This window comes from Leifsonia sp. ALI-44-B (assembly GCF_001984125.1).
GTDB lineage: Bacteria > Actinomycetota > Actinomycetes > Actinomycetales > Microbacteriaceae > Okibacterium.
Map to the genome: position 1 here is coordinate 1,030,083 of NZ_MTQL01000007.1, position 23,111 is coordinate 1,053,193.

General features: G+C 68.8%; 27 protein-coding genes. 11 read left to right on the forward strand and 16 right to left on the reverse strand.

What is annotated here, in order from left to right; translation table 11 throughout:
* The first annotated feature begins 118 nt into the window (after window positions 1–118).
* Window positions 119–1,744 (forward strand): sensor histidine kinase, encoded by a 1,626-nt coding sequence (locus ALI44B_RS11875; RefSeq protein WP_077054848.1) that lies wholly within the window; start codon window positions 119–121, stop codon window positions 1,742–1,744.
* Window positions 1,745–1,752: 8 nt separating this feature from the next.
* Here the strand turns inward: ALI44B_RS11875 and ALI44B_RS11880 are convergent, their stop codons facing one another.
* The 3 genes from ALI44B_RS11880 to ALI44B_RS11890 form a co-directional block, all read right to left on the reverse strand.
* Entirely contained in the window at window positions 1,753–2,130 is a 378-nt protein-coding gene (locus ALI44B_RS11880) for a response regulator transcription factor (RefSeq protein WP_077054849.1), read from the reverse strand.
* Between the two features lie 83 nt (window positions 2,131–2,213).
* Complete coding sequence (locus ALI44B_RS11885; RefSeq protein ID WP_179100258.1) at window positions 2,214–2,702, reverse strand: ribosomal maturation YjgA family protein; 489 nt, start codon at window positions 2,700–2,702, stop codon at window positions 2,214–2,216.
* Between the two features lie 151 nt (window positions 2,703–2,853).
* The gene (locus tag ALI44B_RS11890; RefSeq protein WP_077054850.1) at window positions 2,854–3,783 is read right to left on the reverse strand and encodes an AlkA N-terminal domain-containing protein; all 930 of its coding nucleotides are present in this window, start codon (window positions 3,781–3,783) and stop codon (window positions 2,854–2,856) included.
* Window positions 3,784–3,895: 112 nt separating this feature from the next.
* Between ALI44B_RS11890 and ALI44B_RS11895 the strand changes: the two genes are divergently transcribed.
* On the forward strand, window positions 3,896–5,056 hold the full coding sequence (locus tag ALI44B_RS11895; RefSeq protein WP_083709944.1) for a CPBP family intramembrane glutamic endopeptidase: 1,161 nt from the start codon (window positions 3,896–3,898) through the stop codon (window positions 5,054–5,056).
* A gap of 167 nt (window positions 5,057–5,223) precedes the next feature.
* A complete protein-coding gene (locus ALI44B_RS11900) occupies window positions 5,224–6,465 on the forward strand; it encodes a zinc-binding dehydrogenase (RefSeq protein ID WP_077054851.1) in 1,242 nt (413 codons plus the stop codon).
* Between the two features lie 196 nt (window positions 6,466–6,661).
* Here the strand turns inward: ALI44B_RS11900 and ALI44B_RS11905 are convergent, their stop codons facing one another.
* Together ALI44B_RS11905 and ALI44B_RS11910 are read right to left on the reverse strand one after the other, a co-directional pair.
* Entirely contained in the window at window positions 6,662–7,540 is an 879-nt protein-coding gene (locus tag ALI44B_RS11905; RefSeq protein WP_077054852.1) for a manganese catalase, read from the reverse strand.
* Between the two features lie 136 nt (window positions 7,541–7,676).
* The gene (locus tag ALI44B_RS11910) at window positions 7,677–8,447 is read right to left on the reverse strand and encodes a glycosyltransferase family 2 protein (protein ID WP_077054853.1); all 771 of its coding nucleotides are present in this window, start codon (window positions 8,445–8,447) and stop codon (window positions 7,677–7,679) included.
* Between the two features lie 162 nt (window positions 8,448–8,609).
* On the opposite strand from ALI44B_RS11910, the gene ALI44B_RS11915 reads away from it, so the two are divergent.
* Window positions 8,610–9,341, forward strand: coding sequence for a hypothetical protein (locus ALI44B_RS11915; RefSeq protein WP_077054854.1), 732 nt, complete (start codon window positions 8,610–8,612; stop codon window positions 9,339–9,341).
* Between the two features lie 9 nt (window positions 9,342–9,350).
* Window positions 9,351–10,094, forward strand: a complete 744-nt coding sequence (locus tag ALI44B_RS11920; protein ID WP_077054855.1) for a hypothetical protein — start codon at window positions 9,351–9,353, stop codon at window positions 10,092–10,094.
* Window positions 10,095–10,133: 39 nt separating this feature from the next.
* Here ALI44B_RS11920 and ALI44B_RS11925 read toward each other — a convergent pair whose 3' ends face one another.
* Window positions 10,134–10,961, reverse strand: a complete 828-nt coding sequence (locus ALI44B_RS11925) for a LuxR C-terminal-related transcriptional regulator (protein ID WP_077054856.1) — start codon at window positions 10,959–10,961, stop codon at window positions 10,134–10,136.
* A 101-nt stretch (window positions 10,962–11,062) separates the two neighbouring features.
* Here ALI44B_RS11925 and hxlB point away from each other — a divergent pair, with 101 nt between their 5' ends.
* Both hxlB and hxlA read left to right on the forward strand, forming a co-directional pair.
* A complete protein-coding gene (hxlB, locus tag ALI44B_RS11930; RefSeq protein ID WP_077054857.1) occupies window positions 11,063–11,632 on the forward strand; it encodes a 6-phospho-3-hexuloisomerase in 570 nt (189 codons plus the stop codon).
* Between the two features lie 52 nt (window positions 11,633–11,684).
* Window positions 11,685–12,308, forward strand: a complete 624-nt coding sequence (gene hxlA, locus ALI44B_RS11935; protein ID WP_077054858.1) for a 3-hexulose-6-phosphate synthase — start codon at window positions 11,685–11,687, stop codon at window positions 12,306–12,308.
* A gap of 4 nt (window positions 12,309–12,312) precedes the next feature.
* On the opposite strand, the gene ALI44B_RS11940 is transcribed toward hxlA, so the two are convergent.
* Complete coding sequence (locus ALI44B_RS11940; RefSeq protein WP_077054859.1) at window positions 12,313–13,164, reverse strand: hypothetical protein; 852 nt, start codon at window positions 13,162–13,164, stop codon at window positions 12,313–12,315.
* Between the two features lie 179 nt (window positions 13,165–13,343).
* Here ALI44B_RS11940 and ALI44B_RS11945 point away from each other — a divergent pair, with 179 nt between their 5' ends.
* The 3 genes from ALI44B_RS11945 (at window position 13,344) to ALI44B_RS11955 (ending at window position 14,394) form a co-directional block, all read left to right on the forward strand.
* Window positions 13,344–13,673 carry a hypothetical protein gene (locus ALI44B_RS11945; protein WP_143459217.1) on the forward strand — a complete coding sequence of 110 codons (330 nt, stop codon included), beginning with the start codon at window positions 13,344–13,346 and terminating at the stop codon, window positions 13,671–13,673.
* A gap of 91 nt (window positions 13,674–13,764) precedes the next feature.
* A complete protein-coding gene (locus ALI44B_RS11950; RefSeq protein WP_077054861.1) occupies window positions 13,765–14,064 on the forward strand; it encodes a DUF7882 family protein in 300 nt (99 codons plus the stop codon).
* 12 nt (window positions 14,065–14,076) lie between these two features.
* On the forward strand, window positions 14,077–14,394 hold the full coding sequence (locus ALI44B_RS11955; protein ID WP_077054862.1) for a hypothetical protein: 318 nt from the start codon (window positions 14,077–14,079) through the stop codon (window positions 14,392–14,394).
* On the opposite strand, the gene ALI44B_RS11960 is transcribed toward ALI44B_RS11955, so the two are convergent.
* From ALI44B_RS11960 to ALI44B_RS12000, 9 genes are all read right to left on the reverse strand, one after another.
* Window positions 14,391–16,244: a hypothetical protein gene (locus tag ALI44B_RS11960; RefSeq protein WP_143459219.1), complete on the reverse strand. Its 1,854-nt coding sequence runs from the start codon at window positions 16,242–16,244 to the stop codon at window positions 14,391–14,393. The genes ALI44B_RS11955 and ALI44B_RS11960 overlap by 4 nt on opposite strands.
* Window positions 16,245–16,300: 56 nt before the next feature.
* Window positions 16,301–17,212: a VOC family protein gene (locus ALI44B_RS11965; protein ID WP_077054864.1), complete on the reverse strand. Its 912-nt coding sequence runs from the start codon at window positions 17,210–17,212 to the stop codon at window positions 16,301–16,303.
* Between the two features lie 38 nt (window positions 17,213–17,250).
* A complete protein-coding gene (locus ALI44B_RS11970) occupies window positions 17,251–18,768 on the reverse strand; it encodes an amino acid permease (protein ID WP_077054865.1) in 1,518 nt (505 codons plus the stop codon).
* Between the two features lie 85 nt (window positions 18,769–18,853).
* A complete protein-coding gene (locus tag ALI44B_RS11975; protein WP_077054866.1) occupies window positions 18,854–19,537 on the reverse strand; it encodes a helix-turn-helix transcriptional regulator in 684 nt (227 codons plus the stop codon).
* Window positions 19,538–19,722: 185 nt separating this feature from the next.
* Window positions 19,723–19,989: a hypothetical protein gene (locus tag ALI44B_RS11980; RefSeq protein WP_077054867.1), complete on the reverse strand. Its 267-nt coding sequence runs from the start codon at window positions 19,987–19,989 to the stop codon at window positions 19,723–19,725.
* Between the two features lie 32 nt (window positions 19,990–20,021).
* Window positions 20,022–20,600, reverse strand: coding sequence for a hypothetical protein (locus ALI44B_RS11985; protein WP_077054868.1), 579 nt, complete (start codon window positions 20,598–20,600; stop codon window positions 20,022–20,024).
* Window positions 20,597–21,496: an alpha/beta fold hydrolase gene (locus ALI44B_RS11990; RefSeq protein ID WP_077054869.1), complete on the reverse strand. Its 900-nt coding sequence runs from the start codon at window positions 21,494–21,496 to the stop codon at window positions 20,597–20,599. Before ALI44B_RS11990 ends, ALI44B_RS11985 begins: the two co-directional genes overlap by 4 nt.
* Complete coding sequence (locus ALI44B_RS11995; protein ID WP_143459221.1) at window positions 21,493–22,317, reverse strand: HTTM domain-containing protein; 825 nt, start codon at window positions 22,315–22,317, stop codon at window positions 21,493–21,495. Before ALI44B_RS11995 ends, ALI44B_RS11990 begins: the two co-directional genes overlap by 4 nt.
* 103 nt (window positions 22,318–22,420) lie before the next feature.
* Window positions 22,421–22,681 carry a hypothetical protein gene (locus tag ALI44B_RS12000; RefSeq protein ID WP_077054871.1) on the reverse strand — a complete coding sequence of 87 codons (261 nt, stop codon included), beginning with the start codon at window positions 22,679–22,681 and terminating at the stop codon, window positions 22,421–22,423.
* A 222-nt stretch (window positions 22,682–22,903) separates the two neighbouring features.
* Between ALI44B_RS12000 and ALI44B_RS12005 the strand changes: the two genes are divergently transcribed.
* Complete coding sequence (locus tag ALI44B_RS12005; protein WP_077054872.1) at window positions 22,904–23,098, forward strand: hypothetical protein; 195 nt, start codon at window positions 22,904–22,906, stop codon at window positions 23,096–23,098.
* Window positions 23,099–23,111: the final 13 nt, after the last annotated feature.

The window sequence follows — 23,111 nt, forward strand, 5'->3', positions numbered from 1 at the left end:
TAGCGACGGCCGCGCACGGGAGGAACGTCCTTGCGTGGCGGCGCCGACGGTGCTGTGCATGACCTAATGTTCGACGTACCCCCGAATACCTCTTTACCCGCCTGCCTTTCGGAGCATCATGCCCCTTCTCGAACCGCAACCGTCGCTGCGCGGACGCTTCCGCGTGTTCTACCGCACGCAACTCCCCTTCGCTCTGGGCGTCTTCGGCCTCTTCATCGCCGTCGTCGTCATCTTGCCTTACACGCTCAACGTGCCCATTCTGTTGACCGGTTTCGGCATCGCGGGCCTCGCGACGCTCGCTGCGCTCGTGGTGCCGTGGGAGAAGTTCAACGCGCACTGGATGCTCGTCGTGCCGGCCCTCGATTTGGTCGCCGTGGCCTTCATGCGCGACATCCTGCTGCCGTTCGTGCCGTCGACCGGTCTGCTGTGCGTCTTCCCCCTGCTCTGGATCGCCTACGGGTTCCGCAGCTGGGCCGCCGTCGTGGCCGTGGCGGGCACCCTCTTCATCGTCGTTTTCCCGTTCTTCGCCACGGGCGGATTGCCGCGTACGCCCCTCGAGTGGCTCAACATCGTGATGCTTCCCGCTATCGCCATGGGGATCACCGCCACCGTGAACGTCGCAGCCGCGCAGTTGCGGCGGGCTCAGGCGGCCGTCGCGGCCCGGGGTCGCGAGGTCAACCGCACGCTGCGCCGGTCGCAGGATGCCGAGGCGCTGTCGACTGCGATCCTCGAAACCGTGAACGCGGGGGTCGCCTTCTACGACGCCGAGGGCAAGCTCTCCCGGTCGAACCCGCGCGCGGCCGAGATGACCGAGCGGTCGGGTTTCCGGGCGGACGTTCCGCCCTATGCCGGGCCAGAGGCGCGCGAGGCCGACCGGGTCACGCTCATCCCGCTCGACCAGCAGGTCATTCCCCGGGCGTTGCGGGGCGACCTGATCAAGAACCACCTGGAATGGCTGGGGCCCGAGGGCGACCAGATCGCGATCCTCGTGACATCCGATCAGGTGCGCCGGCCCAACGGTGAACTGCTCGGAACGGTCGTGGTCGGGCACGATGTGACGGCGCTCGCCGAGGCCGTGAATCTGCGCGAAGAGTTCTTGGCCACGGTGTCGCACGAACTGCGCACGCCGCTGGCATCGATTCTGGGGTTCCTCGAATTGGTCGAGGAGGAGATCGATACCGAGGCGCTGGGGGTCGACGAATACACGGCCGTGATCCGCCGCAACGCGGAAGAGCTGCTGAGGCGCGTGACCGAGCTTCTCTCGGTGTCGGATGGCCGGATGACGACGTTCCTCACCGATATCTCGCCCGCCGAGGTGGTGCGGCAGTCGGTGCACAAGCTGGGGCCCATGGCGCGGTCGAAGGATATCCGTTTAACGCAGACGGTTGCCGGCGACATCCGTTTGCAGGGCGACGCCCATCGGTTGGAGCAGGCCATCGACAACCTCATTTCGAATGCCGTGAAGTACTCGCCCGCGGGTTCGATCGTGCGCGTGGGCTTCGCCTTTGACGACGCCGAGGCGCGCATCACGGTGTCGGATGACGGGCGCGGCATGAACCGCGAAGAGGTGCGGCAGTCGACCGAGAAGTTCTACCGCGCCCAGGGTGTGCGGGACGACGCGGTGCAGGGCGTGGGCATCGGCCTGTCCATCGTCAAAGCGATCGTGGAGAGCCACGGCGGTCGCATCGACATCGAGAGCACCCCGGGCCGGGGCACAACGGTCGCGCTGGTGTTACCGCGCTGAACGGCTCGTCAGCTGGCGCGGCGACTCTCGAGAACCGCGTTGACCCGCTGCAGCAATTCGGCGGTTGAACAGGGCTTTGAGAGGAAAGCGTCGACGCCGGCGCCGTAAGCGACCTCGGCATCGGCCGGCGAGGTCTTGGCCGTGAGCATGAGCACGGGAGTGCGCTCGAGGGCCGGATCGTTGCGGATGGCCGTGCACACGTCGATGCCCGACAGGCCCGGCATCATCCAGTCGACGATGACGACATCGGGGTGGATGGCGGTGACGGCCGCAAGCCCGGAGGCGCCGTCGGCTTCGCGCGACACGTCGTGGCCGGCCTTCTTCAGGCGGATGCTGAGAAGCGTGGCCAGGTCGCGATCGTCTTCGACGATCAGCACGTTTGCCATCAGAGTTCCCCCGGGAGATTAGTTAGGACTTCTCAGGATACCGGGCCGCCTCAGTAATATGTGACTCCAGAGTTGGAGGAAGGCTACGCCCGTACCCCCAGCCCGGGTGAGGTGCGGCGGCGTGCGCGCAGGATTGCGGCATCCAGCACGCCGACGATGAGGGCGGCGACGGCGTAGAACACGAGGTCGAGTGGCGCGAAGGTGGTGCCGAGGATGAGTCGCGAGAACGGCACGGTTTCGGCGAGAGCGGCCGGGAGTGCCGTCAGTTGCAGCAGTTCGACGGCGGCCGAGAGGGCGAATGCGGCGCTTGCGGCGACCCAGGGGCGCAGGCGCGGGCCGATCAGCAGGATGACGACCGCGATGAGGGCCGTGTAGAGCCCGTCGGCGAGGGCATCCGCGAAGACGCCCGACAGGAGATAGTGCGTCGCGAGGCCGGCCGTGAGGATGGCGGCCGCTGCGAGGGCGAGCGGTGTTCGTCGACGCCGGTGGGCCCGCGGCAGGAGCGTGGCGGAAGCGCGGCGCGGCTCGGTCGAGGGGGTGCTCGGATGCGGGGCGCGGTCGTGGCTCGTCATGCGATCACGGTACGGCGGATGGTGCGGCGGGACATCCGTCTGCGGTGCCATGCGTGTGCGGTGCGAGATGCGAGATGCGAGATGCGTTGTGGGAGGTGGGTGGCGGGAGGTGGGAGGTGGGTGGTGCGTGGCGCGCGTTGACGGTGACCGACTAAGCCGGGGGAAGGGCGTCCGCGGGTTGCTGCGCGTCGACGAAGACGGCCGCGGTCCAGAGGTGCAGCGTGGCGTAGCCGCGCCACGGGCGCCAAGGCTCGGCCAGGCGGATGGCTTCGGCCGGCGTTTTCGCGCCGAGCGCGCGCCTCAGGATCAGGTCGCCCGACGGGAACGCGTCGTCGTCACGCAGGCAGCGGAGGGCCACGTAGTCGGCGGTCCACGGACCGATGCCCTTCACGGCGAGGAGGCGGCGGCGGGCGTCGGCGTGATCGACATGCGGCGCGAGTTCGAGGCCGTCGGCGAGCACACGCGCGAGGGCTTGCAGGGCGGCGACGCGGCTGCGCGTGATGCCGAGGGCCGCGCGCAGGTCTTCGGTGTGGGCGTCGGCGACGGCGGCCGGGTCGGGGGATGACCGGAATCCCAGCGCGTTCACCGGTGAGAGTGTGGCGACGAGTCGTCCCTGAAAAGTGCGGGCGGCAGCGAGCGAGACCTGCTGCCCGAGCACCGTGAAGAGCGCGGTCTCGGCGCCGTTGACCGATCCCGGGATGCGGAGTCCGGGGCGGGCGGCCACGAGCGGTCCGAGTCGCTCGTCGCGACCGAGGTCGGCGGCGATGCGCTCCCAGTCGGCATCGAGGTCGAGCCAGCGGCGCAGCAGCGCGACGACGGCATCGCGGTCGTCCTTCCGCGACAGCCGCAGGTGAACCTTTAGAGAAGCAGAGTCCTCGAAATCGCGCACCTCGTCGGGCCAGAAGATCGTGGCAACGGCCGGGCCGTGCGGGGCGTCGAGCGAGCGGGTCGTCGTGCCCGCCGCGTGATCGACAACATCCAGGCCGGCGACGACGTGCGCGTCGAGGAAGCGTCGCAGCGAGCTCACATCCAGCGGCCCCTCGACGGGAAGGAGGGTGTCGATCTCGACGGGTGGGGTCATGTCTCGATTCTGGCGCAGCAAACGAGGCAGCCTTCGCCAGAAATCCCTCGTCCGATACCCTGGAGCCGCCGGGGGGCAGACGAGTCCTCGGCTGCGAGCGACGAGGGGACGGATGACGAACGCAGGCGCACCCCTTTACGATCCCGGTTCCGTCGCCGCGGGTGTTTCCCTGGCGAAACCGACCGATCCCGCCGCGCGGGTTGCGGCGGCGAAGTCCGACTCCGCCATCAGCGCCCAGCCCGCGGCCCCGTTCACAACGCCCGTGGCCCCGTTCGCAACGCCCGTGGACTCGTTCGATCCGGCTGGCGCGCGCTCCCTCTCGACCGCGCGCTGGACCCTCGCGCTCGCCCTGTTCCTCGTCCTCGCCTTCGGGCTCGCGTGGCTCGTCGCTGCTCCGCTCTGGATCGACGGCGGCCTCGCCAATCCCCTCGCGCCGCAACTGGCCATCGCCATGATGCTCACCCCGACCATCGCCGTCGCGGTCGTCATCGCAACGGTCGACCGGGGCCGCTGGCCGCTGCGCCGCCTGGGCCTCTGGCCGCTCACGCCCGCACCCCGCTTCCTGGGCTACTGCGCCATCGCGCTGTTCGGCACCATCGCCCTCGTCTTCGCGTCACTGCCCGTCGGCGCCCTCTTCGGCGTCTACCCGGCCGACTTCGTCACCTTCTCGGGCTTCCGCGAGCTCATCGAGCAATCCATCGCCCGGGCCGGCCTCACGGGAGACGCCGCAGCCCTTCCCGCCCCGATCGCCCTGCTCGTCGCCGCCCAATTCCTCAACGTGCTGATCGGCGCGCTGCTCAACGTCCTCCCCGCCCTCGGCGAAGAGCTCGGCTGGCGCGGATGGTTGCTTCCCCACCTCCTGCGCCTCGGCCTCGTGCCCGCACTGCTGCTCTCGGGCCTCATCTGGGGCCTCTGGCACGCGCCGCTCATCCTCCTCGGCTACAACTATCCCGGCGCGCCCGGCTGGCTCGCGCTCCTCCTCATGGTCGGCGTCTGCACGGTGACGGGTGCCGTCTTCGGCTGGCTGCGGTTGCGCTCCGAGTCGGTGTGGCCGGCCGCCATCGCCCACGGCGCCTTCAACGCGGCCGCGGGGTTCTCCATCGTGTTCGTCGCGAGCGGCCACGAGGTCGACACCGTGCACGCGGGCATCCTCGGGTGGTCCGGATGGCTTGTGCCGCTCGTGCTCGTCATCGTGCTCGCCGCGACCGGGCAGTTCCGACCGTCGCCCGCCTGGGCCGAACGAGCCGGGCGCTCACGCATGTTCGTGAGCTGAGATCATCCGCCCTCTGTCGCGCGAAAGCTGAACCTTCGCGGCCCGTTCACCTGCCGGTTACCGAGCGGCCAGGGCGCCGACCCCGCCGCTGCCTACTGTCGAAGATCTGGGGGCGCCGCCGTCGCAGTTGGCACCGGCATCCGACACAACCGAGGGAGGGCGAACGGATGTCTCACACCATCGTCGCCGCGAACAGCACCGACGTCTTGATCAAGCCGGCGCCCGTGGCCATGGTGTGGACGGGCGCCGGTTCGTCCCTCGCCGAGATCGCCGTTCCGGGGGTGGCGCTGGCAGAAGGGGATCTGCTGGTCGCCGTGGAACTCGCGACCGTGTCGGGTGCCGATGTGCGAGCTGTCGCCGAGGCGACGGGTGCACCGCTCGTCTTGGGCCACGAACAGGTCGGCCGCATCGTGGCGATGGGGGGCGCCCCCGGCTCAGACGGTGTGTCGATCTCGGGCGGGCGGGCCATCGCGGCCGATGGCCGGGAACTCGTCGTGGGCATGCGGGTGGTGTGGGCCGAGACCGTTGCCTGCCGCACGTGCAGCCGCTGCCTGGCCGACGCGCCGCGGGACTGCACCCGGCCCTCACGCTACGGGCACGATCGCGTGCACCGCGGGTGGGAGCTCTCGGGCGGATTCGCGAGCCACGTTCAGGTCTTGGCGGGCACGGCCGTCGCCATCGTCGACGAGACGACGCCCGCGACCGTTTTGGCGCCGACGCCCGGGGCCGTCGCCCGCGCGGCCGCTGCCCTGCGCACCGCCGCCACCCTCCGTTTACTCTCCGTCGGCCGATCGGGCCCCAGCTGCGGGCTCGACGGCCGAACCGTGCTCGTCGCGGGCGCCGGGATGATGGGCCTCGCGGCCGCCGCGCTCGCCGCCGAGGCCGGGGCCATCGTCATCGTGTCTGAACCGGACGAGACGCGCCGCCAGTTGGCGCTCGACTTCGGGGCGACCGCCGTCGCCGATCCATCGCTCGGTCGCCGGGCCCCCGGCGGCCTCGGCTGGGCTCTCAACGAGCTGGCTATCGCGGGTCGCGAACCCGTCAGCGTGGCCATCGAGACCTCCGGTGCGCTAGCCGCCGTGGACGGGGCCCGCGCGGTGCTCGTCGACGGTGGCGTGCTCGTTCTTGCGGGGGCCGCCGACGCAGTGGGCACCCCACCTTCGACAGAGAGCCTGGCCGCGGGCGGCGACATCGCGCCGGCCGCGCTCGTGCGACACCGCCACACGGTCGCGGGTCTGCACGACTACCTTCCCGAAGATCTGCTGCGGGCCGTCGAATTCGCCCGGATGGCATGGCACCGGCATCCCTTCGCCGCCCTGGTCGGCGACACCCTCCCCCTCGCGCGAGCCAACGACGCTCTCGACCTCGCCGCGGCGGGCACCCACGTCCGCGTGGGCCTCGTCCCGTAACAGCACCGCAACGTTCAGCGCTCAACGTTCGGCCTTTGGCGCTCAGCGCTCAGCGCTCAGCGCTAGCGTGCGGCGCGCGGCGGCGGCACCCCGATCGGGCACACGACAGGGCGGGAGCTCGAAAGCGTCCCGCCCTGTTGTGGTGTGGCCCGGCCGCCACCTGTATCACCGAGCGTGGCCGGGCCCGTAGTGCGACCTACTGGAGGGCGTCCTTGACGGCCGTCTTGGCCTTCGAGAGGAGTCCGCCCGGGTCGGGCATGGTGCCGTAGAGCGTCGGGTCCGGCGTGGTGGGCGGCGGCATAGGAACGCTCGACGTGGGGCCGTCGTGGTAGGTGAACTCGCCGTGGCCGTCGGGCGTGGGGCCCGAAGCCCAGGAGCCTTCCTTGGCGGCCTGGCCGTCCGAGAAGTTGAGGTACTGGTAGGACACGTCGCGCTCCTCCTTGTCGATGGGGAACTTGTTCGGCACGGGCAGCATTTCGAGGCCGTCGGTCTCGAGCTCCTTCGCGGCCGTGATCCACTGGTTCTGGTGCATCGTGTCGCGGGCCAGCAGGAACGACAGCAGGCTCTTCACACCCGAGTCGTCGGTCATGTTGTAGAGGCGGGCGACCTGCAGGCGGCCCTGCATCTCGGCGTTGGCGTTGGCCGTGAAGTCGGCGAGCATATTGCCGGATGCCGTGATGTAGCTGCCCTGCCACGGGTTGCCGTTGCTGTCCACCGGGCGTGCACCCGCGCCGGCGACGATGGCGTGCTGCACGTCTGTTCCGCCGATGACGGCCGCGAGCGTCGGGTCGTTCTTGACGGCACGCTCGGTTTCTTCGGCGGGGGCCTTCTCGAGCAGCTGGGCGATCATGATGGCGAGCATCTCGACGTGGCCCATTTCCTCGGCGCCGATGCCGTAGAGCAGGTCGCGGTACTTGCCGGGGATGTGCGAGTTCCACGCCTGGAAGCCGTACTGCATCGCGACGGTGATCTCACCGTACTGACCTCCCAGCACCTCCTGGAGTTTGCGGGCGAAAAGCGCGTCTGGCTTATCGGGTGTGGCGCTGTGTTGCAGTTCTTGACGGTGAAAAAACATCTACATTCACTCCTTCAATGATCCGTCGCGCGGCCCGAGGGGGACGGGCAGGATGCCCGGTGGCTGCGCGTTGGACCCCACGTTAGGGGGGTGCCTGAATCGTCAAAAGAGGGGAGACAAATCGGGGTGACGTGTCCTAAAATCGCGGGTTGCGGTGCGGGGGAGAGGCGTTGAAACGGCGCAGGATGCGGCGCCACGGCAGCTCGTCGGGCCAGTGCGAGCGCAGAGTGTGCATGCCCCGGTCGAAGCGGGTGGCGAGCGACGACATGCTCCGGAACGGGCGCGCCGAGATGCGCATGTCGACGGTGGGAACGAAGCGCACGGGCCAGAGCGGGTCGAGGTGGAGTGAGACATCCATATCGTCGTGCAGGTGGGAGTCGTGGCGGTGAACGTCGCCGCTGATGCTGGCCCAGGCATCCGCTCGGATGGCGCAGTTCGAGCCGAACAAGGGCGGGCGGCCGAGCGCCAGGCCGACGAGCGCGAAGTAGGCGCCGAGATAGACGAACGCGCCGACGTAGCGCAGGGGTGCCGGCCCGTCGTGGAAGGCTGCGGGACCCGTCACGGCGGCCGGTTGTGGTTCGCGCAGCATGGCCTCTTCGACGCGTTCGAGCCAGCGCTCGCCGGGCACGCAATCGGCGTCGAGGCGCGCGAGGATGCTGCCCGTCGCGGCGTCGAAACCGGCCGAGGATGCCGCGGGGATTCCACGGCGGGACTCCCGCACGACGCGCGCACCGAACTGCCGGGCCACGTCGGCGCTGTCGTCGGTCGACCCGTTATCGACGACCACGATCTCGTCGGGCGGCCGCGTCTGGGCCAGGAGGGCGGTCAGGCACGTGCGCAGGTGTTCGGCGTCATCGAGCACCGGGATGACGACGGACACGGTGGATGGCGGGAGGGGATCTGTCATCGTCCTCGAACTGTAGATGACGCACCCTGCCGTGTCCTCCCCCTGGACAGGTCGCCGCCGGGGCCGTATGGAGGGTGTGGTTCGGTGCCGACGGACCACGTCGCGCAACCGTCGCCGCCGACATCCGGGGCGTCTGTCGGCGGCGGCCGTTAAGCTTCACAGATGAGTCGCACACCCGCACGCCGTCAAGAACCCGCCCCGATCAGCCGCGACGCCCTCCTCGCCCTCGAGCCGGATGACCTCGACGAGGCGTTGTACAAACGCTCGGGTCTGCCCGGTCGCGCCAACGTGGCGTTGCTCGACATGGCCTCGGAGGCGCTCCCGCTCGACGAGCTGCGACGCCTGTCGGGTTCGCGCGAGGAATACCTCGCCATGGTCGGTGCCGCGGGTGTCGCCCGAGCTTTCGGTGGCCCGCACGACCTCGCCGAAGAACTGGCGAAAAATCTCGATGCGCTCGCCGCCGACCCCCGTTGGCGCGTGCGCGACGCCGTGGCCCGAGGTTTGCAGAAGGGTGCCGACGAGCACGCCGAACCCGTTCTCGGCCTGGTCGAGGGGTGGGCCGATTCGGGCGATATCGTGCTCGTGCGCACGGCCGTGGAAACGGTGTGCGAGCCTCGGGTGCTCGAGAACGCCGCCGCCCGCCAGGTGGCCGTGCAAGCGTGTGAGCGCGCCATGGCCCTGCTCGCGCAGGTCGACGGGCCGCTCGGCGCCGAGGAGCGTTCGCTCGCGGCCACCATGTCCTACGCGTGGAGCATCATCGTGCTCGCCGACCCCGACGAGGTGCTGCCGCTCTGGCACGCGCTCGAGCAGGACCCGTCGCCCGTGGTGCAGCGCATCGTCAGCGACAACGTGACGAAGACTCCGCTCGGGCGCCTGCTCGACGAGCGCGGTTAGACTTTTCGCATGGCGGTCACCCAGGCGCACGAAGGTGTCTTCAAGCATCCGACCTACCCCGGTTTGTATGTCGTCGATCCGGCCCAGGCCCACACCCCAGCCCGTGCCGAGCTGTCGCTCGAGGCGCTGAGGGAGGCCGCCGCCGCGCGCAAGAGCAGCCGGCGCGTGCGAACCATCGTCATCTTCGTGATCACGCTCGTGGTCGTTTTCGCGATCTTGAGCGCCATCGGCTACAACACGTTCTCGAGCATCTTCATCGCGATCGGCGCGGGCATCGTGGTCGACTCCATCCTGTTGCCGCTGCTCTACCGCCCCGGCCAGACCGTGCCGGCCGACGACGTCATCGAGTCGGGCGCCGCGCTCAGCCTGCAGAGCCTCGACGGCTACGGTGTGCCCGTCGGCGACTCGACACCGTGGTCGACGCTCTGGCAGCTGGCTTCGGCCTACGCCATCGTCGACGACGAGGAAGCCGCGCTCGACGACCTCGAATACTGGAAGTGGCAGGCCGAAGCGGCTTCGGGCGGCCACGACGCAGCCGCGCCGCGTGGCGCGGCCCGTCGCTCCGAGGATGACGACGAACCCGGAGCGGAAGCCGTCACCGAAGCAGATGTCGACCGCCAACGTCTGCGCCGCGACCTCGCGCTCGCCGAAGCCGACTCTCTCGCGACCCGCCTCGGCTACCCGCCCGCGCCGCGCACGCCGGGCCACCCGCATCCGCTCACCGAAACGCGCCCGGGCGACGACCTCGTCTGATTCGTCGGCGCTAGCATCGGCGCCGTGGCCTGAACCGGCCTAGCGGGCCTGGGCGACGAGTTCGGCGCGCGAGCGGGCGCCGGCCTTGCGGAGCAGGTTCGAGACGTGGAACTTGACCGTGTTGTCGCTGATGCCGAGCGTGCGGGCGATGTCTTTGTTGCGTGAGCCCGAGGCGAGAAGGCGCAGGACCTCGCGTTCGCGCGGGCTTAGGGTGACGGCATCCGTCAGATGATCGGGCTCAGCCGGGGGATCGAGGGGGAGGGCGATCGAGAGCTCGGAACCCCAGCCGGGCGTCGACGCCACGTTGAGCTTGCCGTCGAGGGCCGTGACCCGCTCGGCGATGGGCCTCAGCGAATCGTCGTGCGCCGTGAGCTCGCCGCGGCCGTCGTCGCGGATGCCGATGAGGAGGTTGAGGCCGTCGCAGTCCCACTGGATGCGCACGCGGCGCGTCACCCCGGTGTCGACGAATGCCAGCACGGCGCTGCGCACGATCGCGCGCGCGGCGTGAGCGACCTCGCCCGGCAGGGCCCGGCCCGTGACGGGTGGCTCGACGAATTGTACGTCGAGGTCGCCGAATCGAGCGAGCGGGCGGAGATCGGCCTGCAGGCGCGCAAACGCACCGACGACGGGTTCGAGCATGGCCTCGCGCTGCTCGTCGGTCGCGACGCGGATCTGCACGAGCGCGGCGGCCGCGACATCGATGGCCATGGTGCGCGCGGCCGTGTCGGAGAGGCGGCCCGAGCGCAGGATCGCCAGGATCGACTCGAGCGCGAGGGCCTGCCGGTCGGCCTGCTCGGCGGCCGTGTGCGCGTGCTCGAGGAGCAGCTCGCGCGTGGCGAGTTCGGCGGGGGCGGGCTCGGTCTGCATGCCACCCACCCTACTCTCGCGATCCACCCTGTCCGAATGGGTAGGGTGAACGCTTCCAACGGGTGGCCGCACGCGCGAGCTAGCCCTCGCAGACTAGAGAAATGCCCGCTGACACCGACATCGAATCGACCGCTCTGGCCGCCATCATGGCCGAACTCGACGCCCTCGCCGAGAACATCGACGATCGTCAGCTCGAGGCCGTCGCGAGCTTGCTCTCCGACGCAGACCGCGTATTCGTCCAGGGCGCCGGCCGCTCGGGCTTCGCGCTGCAGATGACGGCCATGCGCCTCATGCACCTCGGCCTGACGGTCTTCGTCGTCGGCGAGACCACGACGCCCGCCATCCGCGAGGGTGACGTGTTGCTCGCCGCCAGCGGGTCGGGCACCACCGGCAGCGTCGTGAACGCGGCCGAGACGGCGCGTTCGGTTTCGGCGCGCATCGCGGCCATCACGACCGCGGCCGATTCGCCGCTCGCCGATCTCGCCGACGTCACGGTCGTCGTCCCGGCCGCCACCAAGCTCGACCGCTCCGGCACCGCCTCGGCGCAATACGCCGGCAGCCTGTTCGAGCAGGCGGTGGTGCTGATCGGTGACGCCGTGTTCCACCAGCTGTGGAAGGCGTCCGGGCTCACGGCCGACGATATCTGGCCGCGCCACGCAAACCTCGAGTAGGGCTCACGCTTCTCGCTCCTCCATCCATCGACACCCGTCAAGGAAGAACACAATGAAACTGCAATTCGCCATGGACACCCTCACGACCGACGCCGCCCTCGAACTGGCCGCCGCCGCCGCACCCCACGTCGACATCATCGAGCTCGGCACCCCGCTCATCAAGAGCGCCGGCCTCAGCGCCATCACGGCCATCAAGGACGCCCACCCCGACAAGATCGTCTTCGCCGACCTCAAGACGATGGATGCCGGTGAGCTCGAAGCCGATATCGCCTTCCAGGCCGGAGCTGACCTCGTGACCGTTCTCGGTGTCGCGGGCGACAGCACCATCGTCGGAGCCGTCAAGGCCGCCACGAAGCACGGCAAGGGCATCGTCGTCGACCTCATCGGCGTCCCCGACAAGTCCGCCCGCGCGAAGGAGGTCGTGGCCCTCGGCGCCCAGTTCGTCGAGATGCACGCGGGCCTCGACGAGCAGGCCGAGGATGGCTTCACGTTCGGCACGCTGCTGACCGATGGCACATCCTCGGGCGTGCCGTTCTCGGTGGCCGGCGGAATCACCGTCGACACCATCGAATCGGTGCAGGAGTCCGGCGCCGACGTTGCCGTTGCCGGCAGCGCCATCTACAGCGCCCCCGACGTCGGAGCGGCCGCCGCGGCACTGCGCGCCAAGATCAAGTAAGTCGTCAGTCGGCGAGACAGATCGTCGTCAAGATCACATCGGGGCCCGGGCGGGCGTAGGAGTAGGTATCCAGCCAGTCCGCCTGGGCAACGAATTGGTTGCTCACCTCCGACGCCGAGTCAGCTTCGGATGCGATGCCTTTCGATTCCCAATAAGCGCGTACGCCGTCGAGATCGTCGGTCGCGGTCGGAAGCCGATCCTCGCCCTCGGCCAGGAGAGGCGTGCCGTTACCGTCGACCAAGAGACTGGCCGAGAACGAGTAGCTCCAGCTGGTTCCGGGTTGCGAATTCTCGAGCGTGCACTCCTCGGCCAGAGCCCGCACCGGTAAGCCATTCGGGGAGAACGAATTGTCGGGATCGCCGCCGAGGATCTCGACCGTGCGATCGCCCAGCTCGGTGAGTTCCGTGCGGGCGCTCCCGTTTGAGAAGTGCGTCTCGGCGGCAGTGGGCGGCTGGGCCTTCGACACCAGCTCTTCGATCGCCTGAGGGATCTGGAAACCGAGCAGGATCAGGTTCGAGGGCACCGCGAAGACGAGCACGATTATCGATGCGACGAGCGCGATGCGCGAGAACCGCGGGTCGCGTCGCAGGCCCCGCACGGTCACGATGAGCACGACGATCGGGATGCCGACACCGATCGCAGCCCCGACTAGAAACCAGATGAGCAGCACGACGTCGTCGGAGTCGCCGCCCGCCCCGCTGAAATCGCGAGCCAGCAACGCCGAGAACTGGATGATCCAGCCGACGAGCAGCCCCACCGGCATGAAGATCGCCGCGATGACGCCGCCGGCCCGACCCGGCGTGAACGCTGGCTCCGTCTCGGAACGCGAATCTGCGTGCTGTCGTACGTCGCTCACGGTGCGCCCCTCGCTGTTGACCTGCTCACATCATTCCCGTGCCGATGCCGCCGCGCGAATCGGCCCCGAGCACGGGGCGCTCGAGCGGCCGCGGCACACGTGCGCGCCGATGCATTCAGATCGGTATGCCCAAAAGCAAGAGGGTTGTCAGGACCCAGACCTCGACGTCTACTAGCTGCATGGAAATGATCTACTACGCGAACGACGTCCTGCGCACCGGCACGGACATCTCGCGGGCGGTCCTCGCCTACGCGGGGGCGCTGGCGCGCCGAAAGTCATCGGCCACGGTCGATATCCCCGTGCGACGCGATGACGGCACGGTGGGTCGGGCCAACCTGCTACTCGGGCCCGCGAGCCAGCTTGTCGCCGAGGCATACACCGGCGCGGAGGACGAAATCGAGGATGACGAGCTCGTCGACACGCTGAATGCGCGGATCAAGAATCTCGACGGCGGGAGCGGGCGCCCCTTCGACGAGGACGAGCTCCAGAGCGTCGACGACTACTCCTGATAAAGGCCCGCCTCGTCAATCCCTGCGCGAACGCATTGCGTTTATAGGACGACGCGAGGATTGTTGAACCCACAACTAACGGAAAGACGCCATGGGAAAACTCACTTATGACGCTTCGCTCGTGATCGATTTCGATGATCGGACTCTGGCTCACCTGCAGATCGTCATCACCGCAAAGCTCCGCCGCCGCGAATCATTCATCTTCAGCTGGCGCGACGACGCCGACGTCGGAGATGGTCGCACCACCGTCTGGCTCGACCCGACGATCTCTCTGGTCTACAAGTTCCTCGGCGGGCGTCCGCCGCAAATCAACAAGGCCTGGATCGAAGCACTGACCGCCACAGCGAACTCTCCCGGCGGCCTCCACCTTGTCAAAGAACCCCTGGTCTAAGGAACTCATTACATGCGACGTGTCGACATCACCTATGGCGGGACCATGTACTCGCTGCCGCGCACCACGGTGGACGAGGTGAAACGCACGATCGAGGAAGCGATCTCCGCCCCCGGTCCTCAGTGGATGACCGTGAACTTCGGTGAAGGCAAACCGCAGCCCGTCGAGATCCTCATCAGCTCAGACGTGCCGATTGCGCTCGCGCAGATCTCGACCGAGGACGACGAGCGTCCGGATGTCAACAGCGACGAGTTCGGATCGCTCGCGCACACGCGGGCGAGCGCAACAGACCCCGACACCGGTCACGGCGACTTCGAGCACGAGCACTAGCCGTCTGACTTCTGGGCGAAACCGCGCTGTTCCCTCTGCGCGGCGCCTGATTCGGCGACGTGCCGGGTGAGGACCTTCTCGCCCGCGGTGCCCTCGTAGTCGAGGATCGTGTAGGTGCCGCACGAGATGTTGGCGCGCGGCGCACCCAGCGTGTCGACGAGTTCTTCGCCCCACGCCGAACGGTCGTCGAGGACGAGATAGGACACTCGGCCGCCGTCGTAGTCGGCCAGGTTCACCATCCAGGGCCGGGCGTTCAGGTATTCGTCGATCTGCAGCAGATGCACGTTCGGTGCGCCATACGTTTTCAACCCGCGGATGGCCCAGAACTGGCCGGCCCCTGTGAGCGTGCGCCCGGCCAGCCATCCCTCGAGGCAGGCCGCGCCGGGCAGGTGCGCGCGCGACACCGACGCGGCGACCGCGGACCCGGTGCCGACGATACCGCCGAGCAGGAGGACCACGAGCAGCAGGCCGAGGGCGGCGGGGCGCTGCTTCGTCGTCGTCGCGACATGGTCGTGTGCCGAGACGGTCTCCGCGGCGCGGGCGCGTCGTGCGGTGGTGTTGGCGGGTCGCGCGAACAGGCCCGGGCGGCGTCGAGCGGTCTGCCGCCGGTGGCGCAGCGAGTCGAGGCCCAGCCCGGTAAGCGCGGGCACGACGAGCAGCGGCGCGAAAGCCAGCGGTTGCAGGTAGCGCGTGGCATTCGTGCCGACGAGAACGGAGCCGATGGCGACCGCCAGGACCGTGACGGCGGCGAGCAGAAAGAGGAGTTGGCGGCGCAACGGGAGCTGCGGCATCCGGAGCGCTGCCATGCCGGCCACGAGCGTCACGCTGCCGAGGGCGGACAGGAGAACGAGCTCGATGACGCCCGTCGGTCGCGAGAACATGTCGGCGATCGCCGCGCCGTAGAACCGCAGGGGCGTGAGGATGTCTCCGATGTGCAGATAGTTGGCCGGGTCCATCGAGAGGTAGGGAGCGAGCGGTTTGCGCAGGAGCACGCCGCCGAAGCATCCGGCGATGAGGATGATCGCGGGCACGAGCGCCGTGCGCCAGGGGATGCGGCCGAGACCCGCCAGGCCGAGCAGCGTGACCACGGCGGGCGCGGCCGTCCAGACGCCGTAGAGCGGGTTCGACGTGACGCTCACGACAGTGAGGATGCCGAGCGCCACCAGCAGCGCCACCCGATGGCCCGACGCGGCCGAGGCCGAGGAGGCATTCGGCGGTGCGGGGCGCGCGGGTCCATCGGACGCATCCGGCGCTACGGACGGGGCGGTCTCGGTCGGCGCGTCACGGGCGACCAGCCGCGCGAGCAACCAGGCGGCCGCCAACAGGGCGAGCACGGTGGGGTAGTAGTACGTCGTCGTCGCGAGGAGCGAGAAGAGCTCGAAGGAGTCGGCGTTGGTGGTCGATTCGAGCAGGGTCGCGGCGAGCGGGACGGCGAACGTGACGAGACTCACCGCCACGACGAACCGCCGGCCGCGCCCGGGAAGGCTCAGCCCGGCGATCAGCCGGATCAACGCGTAGAGCGCGACGAAGTTGAGAATCGCGTTCACGGTGAGCGCGTCGAACGGGTTCGCGGTGAGGAATGCGAGCACCAGATAGACGGGGATCTCGATCAGGAAGACGGTCGTCGACATTGCCCATTCGAAGGGCTGCCCCGCCTGCAGCGAGCGTTCGAAGAGCGGCAGAATGACGGAGTCGCCGTCGAAGAAGAGCAGCCAGGAGCGCTGCGTCGACAGCAGATGCAACACCGCGAGCAGCGTGAGGAGCAGGGCTGCGAGGACGCCGAGCAGATCGATCGCCCACGGGGACCGCGCTGTGCGCTGCGCCCCCCGATCATCCCCGCCGTGTGTCACGGTCACACACTAGGGGGCCGGGGTCTCGCGAAGCTGCGAAGTTGCGGCGCGAACGCCTAGACGGCTGCGGCACCCGTCGTGACGAACAACCGGTTGTTCCACGGGTCGTCGAAGCTCACGGTGCGCCCGTCGTCCTGGCGTTCGACGCGGTAGTGCGCCAGGCGCTCGCCGAGGGCCCCGAGCGCGTCGCCGTCTGGCACGACGATGTCGACGCGACCGAGGCCGAGTGCAGGCATGCGCGGCCCGGCGCCGCGCGAATTCCACACGTTCATGGCCATGTGGTGGTGGTAGCCGCCCGCCGAGACGAAGACGGCCGTGTTGCCGACGGCGGCCGTCTGGTCGAAGCCGAGCGTGTCGACGTAGAAGCTGCGGGCGGTGGCGACATCCCCCACCGAGAGGTGGATGTGGCCGACGCGGGCGCCGCCGAAGATCGTCTCGTCGCCCGGCGCGTCGGCGGCCTCGTCGGTGAGGTGGTCGGCGAGGTACTGGTTGGGGTCGAGGAAGATCGTGTCCATTTCGACCTGGCCGTGCACCCAGCTCCAGTCGCTGCGGTCGCGGTCCCAATAGAGTTCGACGCCGTTGCCCTCGGGGTCGGTGAAGTAGAAGGCCTGGCTGACCAGGTGGTCGGCGCTGCCCGTGAAGGTTCCGGGCGCGTGGCGGGCCACCGAGTAGAGGGATGCCGCGAGGGCGGCCTGCGTGTCGAACAGGATGGCGGTGTGGAACAGTCCGGCCGAGCCGCTCGGCGCGTGCGCCAGGGCGGGGGAGTGCTCGAGGATCACGACGGGCGTGGTGCCGCGGCCGAGCGTGACGGTGTGCCGGTCGGCGCTCAGCACGCGCAACGTGACGGCATCTCGGTAGTAGGCGGTCATGCCATCCAGGTCGGCCACGAGCAGCGTCACGGGGCCCATCGCGGTATCGGCGGCGAGCTTGTCGCCGGGCACGGGCACGGTCGCCTCAAACGTATTCATATTCATGAAAACGGATGCTGCGCCCGCGGCATTCCCGATCAGGCCCGCGGCTCGGACGACCCGTCCCGCAACGCGCCCGACGCGGCCTTCTCGGCCAGGCCGACGCGCGAGTGACGGCGGCTGTAGGCGAAGTAGATGATGAGGCCGAGTGCCAGCCACGCCGCGAACCGCACCCACGTGAGCGTGGTGAGCCCCAGCATGAGCCACAGGCACAGCGCCGCCGACAGGATCGGCAGGTAGGGCGACAGGGGCACCTTGAAGGCGCGCGGCAGGTCGGGCTGTTTCTTGCGCAACACGACGACGCCGATGCTGACGAGCACGAACGCCGACAGGGTGCCGATGTTGATCATCTCTTCGAGCACGCCCACATCGGTGAACCCCGCGATGACGGCCACGAGGGCGCCGACGATGATCTGCGTGCGGATGGGCGTCTTGCTCTTCGACGACGTCTTGCTCAGCCATCCGGGCAGGAGGCCGTCGCGGCTCATGGCGAAGATCACGCGCGCGAGGCCGAGCAGCAGCACCATGATGACGGTCGTGAGGCCCACGAGGATGCCGACCGAGATGATGCCGGCGGCCCAGTCGGCGCCGACGGCCGTGAAAGCCGTGCTGAGCGAGGGATCGTCGGCTTCGGCGAGGGTCGTGTAGGGCACCATACCCGTGAGCACGAGCGTGACGCCGATGTAGAGCACGGTGACGATCGCGAGACCCGCGAAGATTCCGCGCGGCAGGTTCTTCTGCGGGTTGCGCACCTCTTCGGCGCTCGTGGCCACAACGTCGAAGCCGATGAAGGCGAAGAAGACGAGGGATGCTCCGGCGATGAGTCCGAAGAAACCGTATTGTGCGGGCTGCGCACCCGTCGCGAAGGCGAAGAGCGATTGCGTCCAGACATCCGCTGCGCCGCCCTCGGTGGGAACAGCCGGCGGGATGAACGGCGAGTAGTTCTCGGGCCGGATGAAGAACGCGCCCACGACGATGACGAACAGCACGATGGCGATCTTGATGATCGTGAACACCGAGCTGACGCGCGACGACAGCTGCGTGCCGATGGCCAGCAGGGTGGTGAAGATGGCGACGATGATGAAAGCGCCCCAGCTGATCTGCACGCCGAAGACGTCGAGCGTCTTGGGTACGTCCCAACCCAGGATCGCGAAGACGTCGGCCAGGTAGATGCCCCAGTACTTGGCGATCACGGCCGCCGCGGTGAGCATCTCGAGGATCAGGTCCCAGCCGATGATCCACGCGAGCAACTCGCCGAGTGTTGCGTAGGTGAAGGTGTAGGCCGAACCGGCGACGGGCACGGCCGAGGCGAACTCGGCGTAACACATGATCGCGAGCGCACACGTGATGGCCGCGAAGACGAACGCGATGGTGACCGACGGGCCCGCATAGTTGGCCGCGGCCTTGGCGCCGACCGAGAAGATTCCCGCACCCACGGCGACCGCGACGCCCATGAGCGCGAGGTCGACGGGTCCGAGCGAGCGCTTCAGGCTCTGGCCCTCGAGCTTGCTGTCGGCCAAGGATTCTTCGACACTCTTCGTGCGCCAGATGCTCATGGTGGATCTCCCGATGGTGCGTCCGCCCGTGCGGCGGGGACTATCGAGGATGGCAGATGCCTCAGGTTCCTGGCAATCCGGAGCCCTACTCCTCCCGCAGTTCGAGCAGGGGCGGTTCCGTGTCGACCGCCATCCGCTCGGCGAGCACGCGCGCGTTGCGGAAGGCGAACAGCGCGGCCTCGGTGCGATTGGACACGTCGAGCTTGCGGAAGATTCCGAGCACGTGCGTGCTCACGGTGGCCGACGACACGAAGAGCAGACGCGAGATGGCGGCGTTCGACAGGCCGCGAGCCACGAGCTGGAGCACCTCGATCTCGCGCCCCGTGAGCTCGTTGATGCGCGCCAGGTCGGGTTCTCTGACCAACTCGACGATGCCGGAGCGGTATCGCTCGAGCACGGCGGGTGACACGAAGAACTGTCGGCGATGGGCCGACTGCACGGCGGAGGCGAAGATCCACAACGATTCGCCGTCGAGGATGACCGCGTTGATCCCCTGTTCCAGAGCTTGCGCGGCCTCGTCGGTCGAGCCGCAGATGCCGATCACCGATCGTGCGGCCTGCGCATCGGACCGGAACTGGTCGAAGACCTCGGCCGCGAGCGGATAACGGCACACCCAGACATCCGGGTTCGCGCTCCGCTCGACGAAACGCACCTCGTCGATCGAATGCGCCTGCGCGACCACGTTGAAATGGAAGCGCAGCGGGTCGACGACGTCGAGCCATTCGTGTAAAACGTCGATCTCGTCAGCGACGACGCAGAGTCGTACCATTCACGTCCACCCCCAGAAAAAACTGTCCCTAGGACGAATGAAAGCGCAGGTCCGAGCATTATTCGGGGTTTCAGGCGGAATCCGGGGTGGATTCTGCGGGGACCCTAAGGCAACAGGTGTTGATTTAGAGCCCCGTGTGCCTTATATGGGGGGTGGGGCCGGCGACCCGACCCCACCCGGGCGACTCAGCCGCGCGTCAAGCGCTCGGCGCGCAGCGCGAGCAGTTCCGAGCCGCTCTTGCCCACCAACTCGTCGATGCCGCCCTCGGTCGGGGACTCGTCCCCCACGAAGTCGGTCACGACGTTGCCGGCCATGAAGGCCGCGAACGTGAGGGCGCCGTATCCCAGAGCGGGGGTGGCGAGCACGGGAGCGGCGTCGCTCGGCACCTCGAGGGGTCGGAGTGGATCGGACCCTGAGAAGGCTTCGTGAGCGTGTTTCTCGATCGGATTCATTTCTTCGTTGTCCTTTCAGTCGTGCGGGAAGATCATCCGGCCGGTTGACGGGATGACAGCGAGGGGCGTGCATCGCGGGGATGACACTCCGAGAGAAAGACCGTTTCGGGTGGCTCGTCGTCGTATCCGCCCGAGATGACGACCATGAACTGCACACCGGCCGACTCGTCGTCGAGCGGCGCCGACGAGGCCAGGGTGACGAGGGTGAGATAGGGGATCGACAGTTGCACGGCCCGCCGGATCTCGTCGGTGTCGACCCCGAGTCGGCGGCGGGTCTCGATGAATCGCAACAGCTCGGCGCACACATCGAACGTGGCCTTGTCGATGCGTTGCCGCGGGTGCCAGAACGCATGCCGCACGCGGCGCTCGCCCACGTCGGTGATCTCGTGCCACCCGGCGGACGACCCGTCCGCTCGCACCCCGCGCACGAGGACGTGGTGGTCGTAGACACCGGGGTCGGGGGCGAAGAAGCGCCAATCCGGAATGATCAGGTGCAGGCCATCCCACCATGTCTTGGCGCCCTCGCGGCGATACAGTTTCTGACCCGCGACGGTCAGCCCGAACCAGGCGACGAAGACGCCCGCGAGAATCGGATGCCGCGGGGCCGTCATCGTGCCACCCCCGTCGCGGACGCGGCTTCCACCGATTCTCCCGTGCTCGTGGCGGGACCTGTGCTGTCGGCAGTCGAGGCGACAGCCCGGATGACCTCGGCGATCGCGCGGCTCCCGGCATCGCCCGTGAGCACGGCCGTATCGGGCACGCGGTGCAGGCTCGCTCGGGTGGAGAGCCGCAGCAGATCGTTCTGCAGACGAGCGTGGGAGGGGTCGCCGACGAGCAGGTGCTCGGACGCGACGAGCGCGACGGGCACAGCGCCGCCCCTGCCGTCGGCCAACGGGTCGAGGCGTGTGGCGACCGGCGCTGCCCGTTTCCAGGCGCGCAGCTCTCGCAACGCCGTGCGGGTCGTACCGGGTGCGACCGTGGTGATCCCGTCGGGCATCACGCCGGAGCCACCGCGGGGGATGGCCTGGCGCAGAGCGGTCGAGAGCAGGGCCGTCTCGAGACGCGCCATGCCTTGCCGTTGCCGGGACGAGAGCGCGAGCGCGGCGGGATGGAGGCTGTCGATGAGCACGAGACCGGCCAGGCGATGCTCGCGGTGCCGCGCCCAGCGCTGAGCGATGAGGCCACCGAACCCTTCGGCAACGACGACGACGGGCCGCCGGCCGAGGTGATCGAGCACCATATCGTCGAATTCACCGGCGAGGGTGTCGAGGTCTCGTGGTCCGCGCCGGGGAGGTGTGCGGCCGACCCCGGGCCGCTCATACACGAGCGTGTCGAGCTGCCCGTCTATCTGCCCCAGCACCGTCGCCCAGATGTCGACGGGGGCCGCGAGCCCGCTCTCGAACACGACGGCGGGAGCGTCGGCACCTGCAGCGGAAACGGCAGCGGAAATGCCGGGGGACACAGCGGGGACGAGGCGGGCGAACGGCCGGCCGGGGCTGGCGGTCATCGCGAAGCCTGAATCGCGCGAGCCGGGGTGCTGGCGGCTATCGCGGGGTACGTGCTGAGGAATGCCCAGACGAATCGATTGAGCCCCATCGCGCCGGCGTTGGCGACGTGGAAGCCGCCCATGCCGGCCAGGGCCAGGACGCGCAGGCCGCCGGGAAGAAGGAAGACGAGCGGGAACAGCACTTCGGCGGCGGTCACGCCGCGCGAGAGGGCCAGAGTGACGAGCGGGCGGTGTCGCACCCGCTCGAAGAGCGTGCGATGGCCGAAGATGCGGGTGCGCAGGACATCCCGAACCGCCGTTCCGTCGAACCAGAGCGGCGACGCCACCTTGGCGGCACCGGCGACGAGATAGGAGAACGCGGACTGGGCGGCAATGAAGCGCAGGGCGTAACGGCGGGTGACATCGTCGTCACCCACGGCGCGTCCGAGTGCGGAGGCCGTCATGACGACGGACAGCATGGTCTCGGACCCGTCAGATCCGTAGGGGCTCCGCAAGGCGAGTGCATAGCCGGATGCCGAGAGGAAACCGGTGCAGACCAAGCGGACGGTCGACGAGCGCACCGGGCTCATGAGGATGCCGGACGCGACGAGTCGGGCGCTCAGGAGCACGTGAACACCTCGCTCATCGAAGAGGCGGTCGAGTGTGGGAGCGAGTCGCCCCGACATCCAGCGATGCCGGGTCTTGGCCGTCGGCCACGCGAGGACCTTACCGGGCGCGAAGACCCGGCGGCTGTGCAACAACTCGGCAGCGGAGAGGGCCGTGCCCACGGCGGCCAGGGCCTCTACCTGGCGCATCACGCGTGACAGAGGGGATTCGCTCACGGAGTCACACTGCTTCCTCGCCCACCGGGCGTGCTCGAGTCGGAATGTGGCCGCTCCCGGGGAGCGGGAGGGGTCGCGGCCCGAAGGCCGCGACCCGCCGGTGCTACTGCAGGCCGTCGATACGCGCGCGGATGAGCTGGTCGGCGGAGGCGCCCTCTGGGGTGTCTCCATCGAGCACGTCGTCGGCGTCGGTGTAGCCGACCGCGTCGGAGATGATGCCCAGCGTGAAGGTCACGGCGACGCCCGTGGCGTAGGCGGCGTAGGCCGGGGTGGCGAGCACCGGGCCGACGGCCGGCGAGAGCTCGAGCGGTCGCAGCGTCGAGTCCGCGAAGTCGTTGGCGAATGACTCGATGGAGTTGGTCATGGTCTGTCCAATCTGTGCAGTGGTGGTGCCGGATTCGGTAGCTCTGACGCTAGAGAGGGGGAACCGCGCCGCTCATCCATCGAATGGCGGGGTGCGCTGGGGCCGGCCTCGTGCGTCTGTTGCACCCCCTCGAACGGGGTACGCCAATCGACTGGGGTCGCCACGGAGCGTCTCAACCGATCGGTTGATCCAGCGTTCAGAGACCGCTCATAACGTGGAGGCATGAGCGAAAAAACGAAAGCAGATGCCCTTGCGGCCGTATGGCTTCCGCTCGGGCTTGTCCTCGGAGTCGGTTTCGGGCTCGCACTCGACAATCTGGTGGCGGGTATCGCTATCGGTCTGGCGTTCGGAGCCGCGTTGTCCATCGGGTTCTATGCCGATGGCCGCCGCAAGAGGTCCCGAAACCCGGGCCGGTGAGCACGCGCCACTT

Excerpts from the sequence above, each read along its gene's own strand:
- hxlA (WP_077054858.1), top strand. The coding sequence starts at position 11,685 with ATGAAACTGCAATTCGCCATGGACACCCTCACGACCGACGCCGCCCTC.
- ALI44B_RS11975 (WP_077054866.1), bottom strand. The coding sequence starts at position 19,537 with ATGGTACGACTCTGCGTCGTCGCTGACGAGATCGACGTTTTACACGAA.
- ALI44B_RS11980 (WP_077054867.1), bottom strand. The coding sequence starts at position 19,989 with ATGAATCCGATCGAGAAACACGCTCACGAAGCCTTCTCAGGGTCCGAT.
- ALI44B_RS11910 (WP_077054853.1), bottom strand. The coding sequence starts at position 8,447 with ATGACAGATCCCCTCCCGCCATCCACCGTGTCCGTCGTCATCCCGGTG.
- ALI44B_RS11920 (WP_077054855.1), top strand. The coding sequence starts at position 9,351 with ATGGCGGTCACCCAGGCGCACGAAGGTGTCTTCAAGCATCCGACCTAC.
- ALI44B_RS11925 (WP_077054856.1), bottom strand. The coding sequence starts at position 10,961 with ATGCAGACCGAGCCCGCCCCCGCCGAACTCGCCACGCGCGAGCTGCTC.
- ALI44B_RS12005 (WP_077054872.1), top strand. The coding sequence starts at position 22,904 with ATGAGCGAAAAAACGAAAGCAGATGCCCTTGCGGCCGTATGGCTTCCG.
- ALI44B_RS11885 (WP_179100258.1), bottom strand. The coding sequence starts at position 2,702 with ATGACGAGCCACGACCGCGCCCCGCATCCGAGCACCCCCTCGACCGAG.
- ALI44B_RS11890 (WP_077054850.1), bottom strand. The coding sequence starts at position 3,783 with ATGACCCCACCCGTCGAGATCGACACCCTCCTTCCCGTCGAGGGGCCG.
- hxlB (WP_077054857.1), top strand. The coding sequence starts at position 11,063 with ATGCCCGCTGACACCGACATCGAATCGACCGCTCTGGCCGCCATCATG.
- ALI44B_RS11945 (WP_143459217.1), top strand. The coding sequence starts at position 13,344 with ATGGAAATGATCTACTACGCGAACGACGTCCTGCGCACCGGCACGGAC.
- ALI44B_RS11900 (WP_077054851.1), top strand. The coding sequence starts at position 5,224 with ATGTCTCACACCATCGTCGCCGCGAACAGCACCGACGTCTTGATCAAG.
- ALI44B_RS11905 (WP_077054852.1), bottom strand. The coding sequence starts at position 7,540 with ATGTTTTTTCACCGTCAAGAACTGCAACACAGCGCCACACCCGATAAG.
- ALI44B_RS11955 (WP_077054862.1), top strand. The coding sequence starts at position 14,077 with ATGCGACGTGTCGACATCACCTATGGCGGGACCATGTACTCGCTGCCG.
- ALI44B_RS11965 (WP_077054864.1), bottom strand. The coding sequence starts at position 17,212 with ATGAATACGTTTGAGGCGACCGTGCCCGTGCCCGGCGACAAGCTCGCC.
- ALI44B_RS11915 (WP_077054854.1), top strand. The coding sequence starts at position 8,610 with ATGAGTCGCACACCCGCACGCCGTCAAGAACCCGCCCCGATCAGCCGC.
- ALI44B_RS12000 (WP_077054871.1), bottom strand. The coding sequence starts at position 22,681 with ATGACCAACTCCATCGAGTCATTCGCCAACGACTTCGCGGACTCGACG.
- ALI44B_RS11880 (WP_077054849.1), bottom strand. The coding sequence starts at position 2,130 with ATGGCAAACGTGCTGATCGTCGAAGACGATCGCGACCTGGCCACGCTT.
- ALI44B_RS11875 (WP_077054848.1), top strand. The coding sequence starts at position 119 with ATGCCCCTTCTCGAACCGCAACCGTCGCTGCGCGGACGCTTCCGCGTG.
- ALI44B_RS11985 (WP_077054868.1), bottom strand. The coding sequence starts at position 20,600 with ATGACGGCCCCGCGGCATCCGATTCTCGCGGGCGTCTTCGTCGCCTGG.
- ALI44B_RS11990 (WP_077054869.1), bottom strand. The coding sequence starts at position 21,496 with ATGACCGCCAGCCCCGGCCGGCCGTTCGCCCGCCTCGTCCCCGCTGTG.
- ALI44B_RS11970 (WP_077054865.1), bottom strand. The coding sequence starts at position 18,768 with ATGAGCATCTGGCGCACGAAGAGTGTCGAAGAATCCTTGGCCGACAGC.
- ALI44B_RS11950 (WP_077054861.1), top strand. The coding sequence starts at position 13,765 with ATGGGAAAACTCACTTATGACGCTTCGCTCGTGATCGATTTCGATGAT.
- ALI44B_RS11895 (WP_083709944.1), top strand. The coding sequence starts at position 3,896 with ATGACGAACGCAGGCGCACCCCTTTACGATCCCGGTTCCGTCGCCGCG.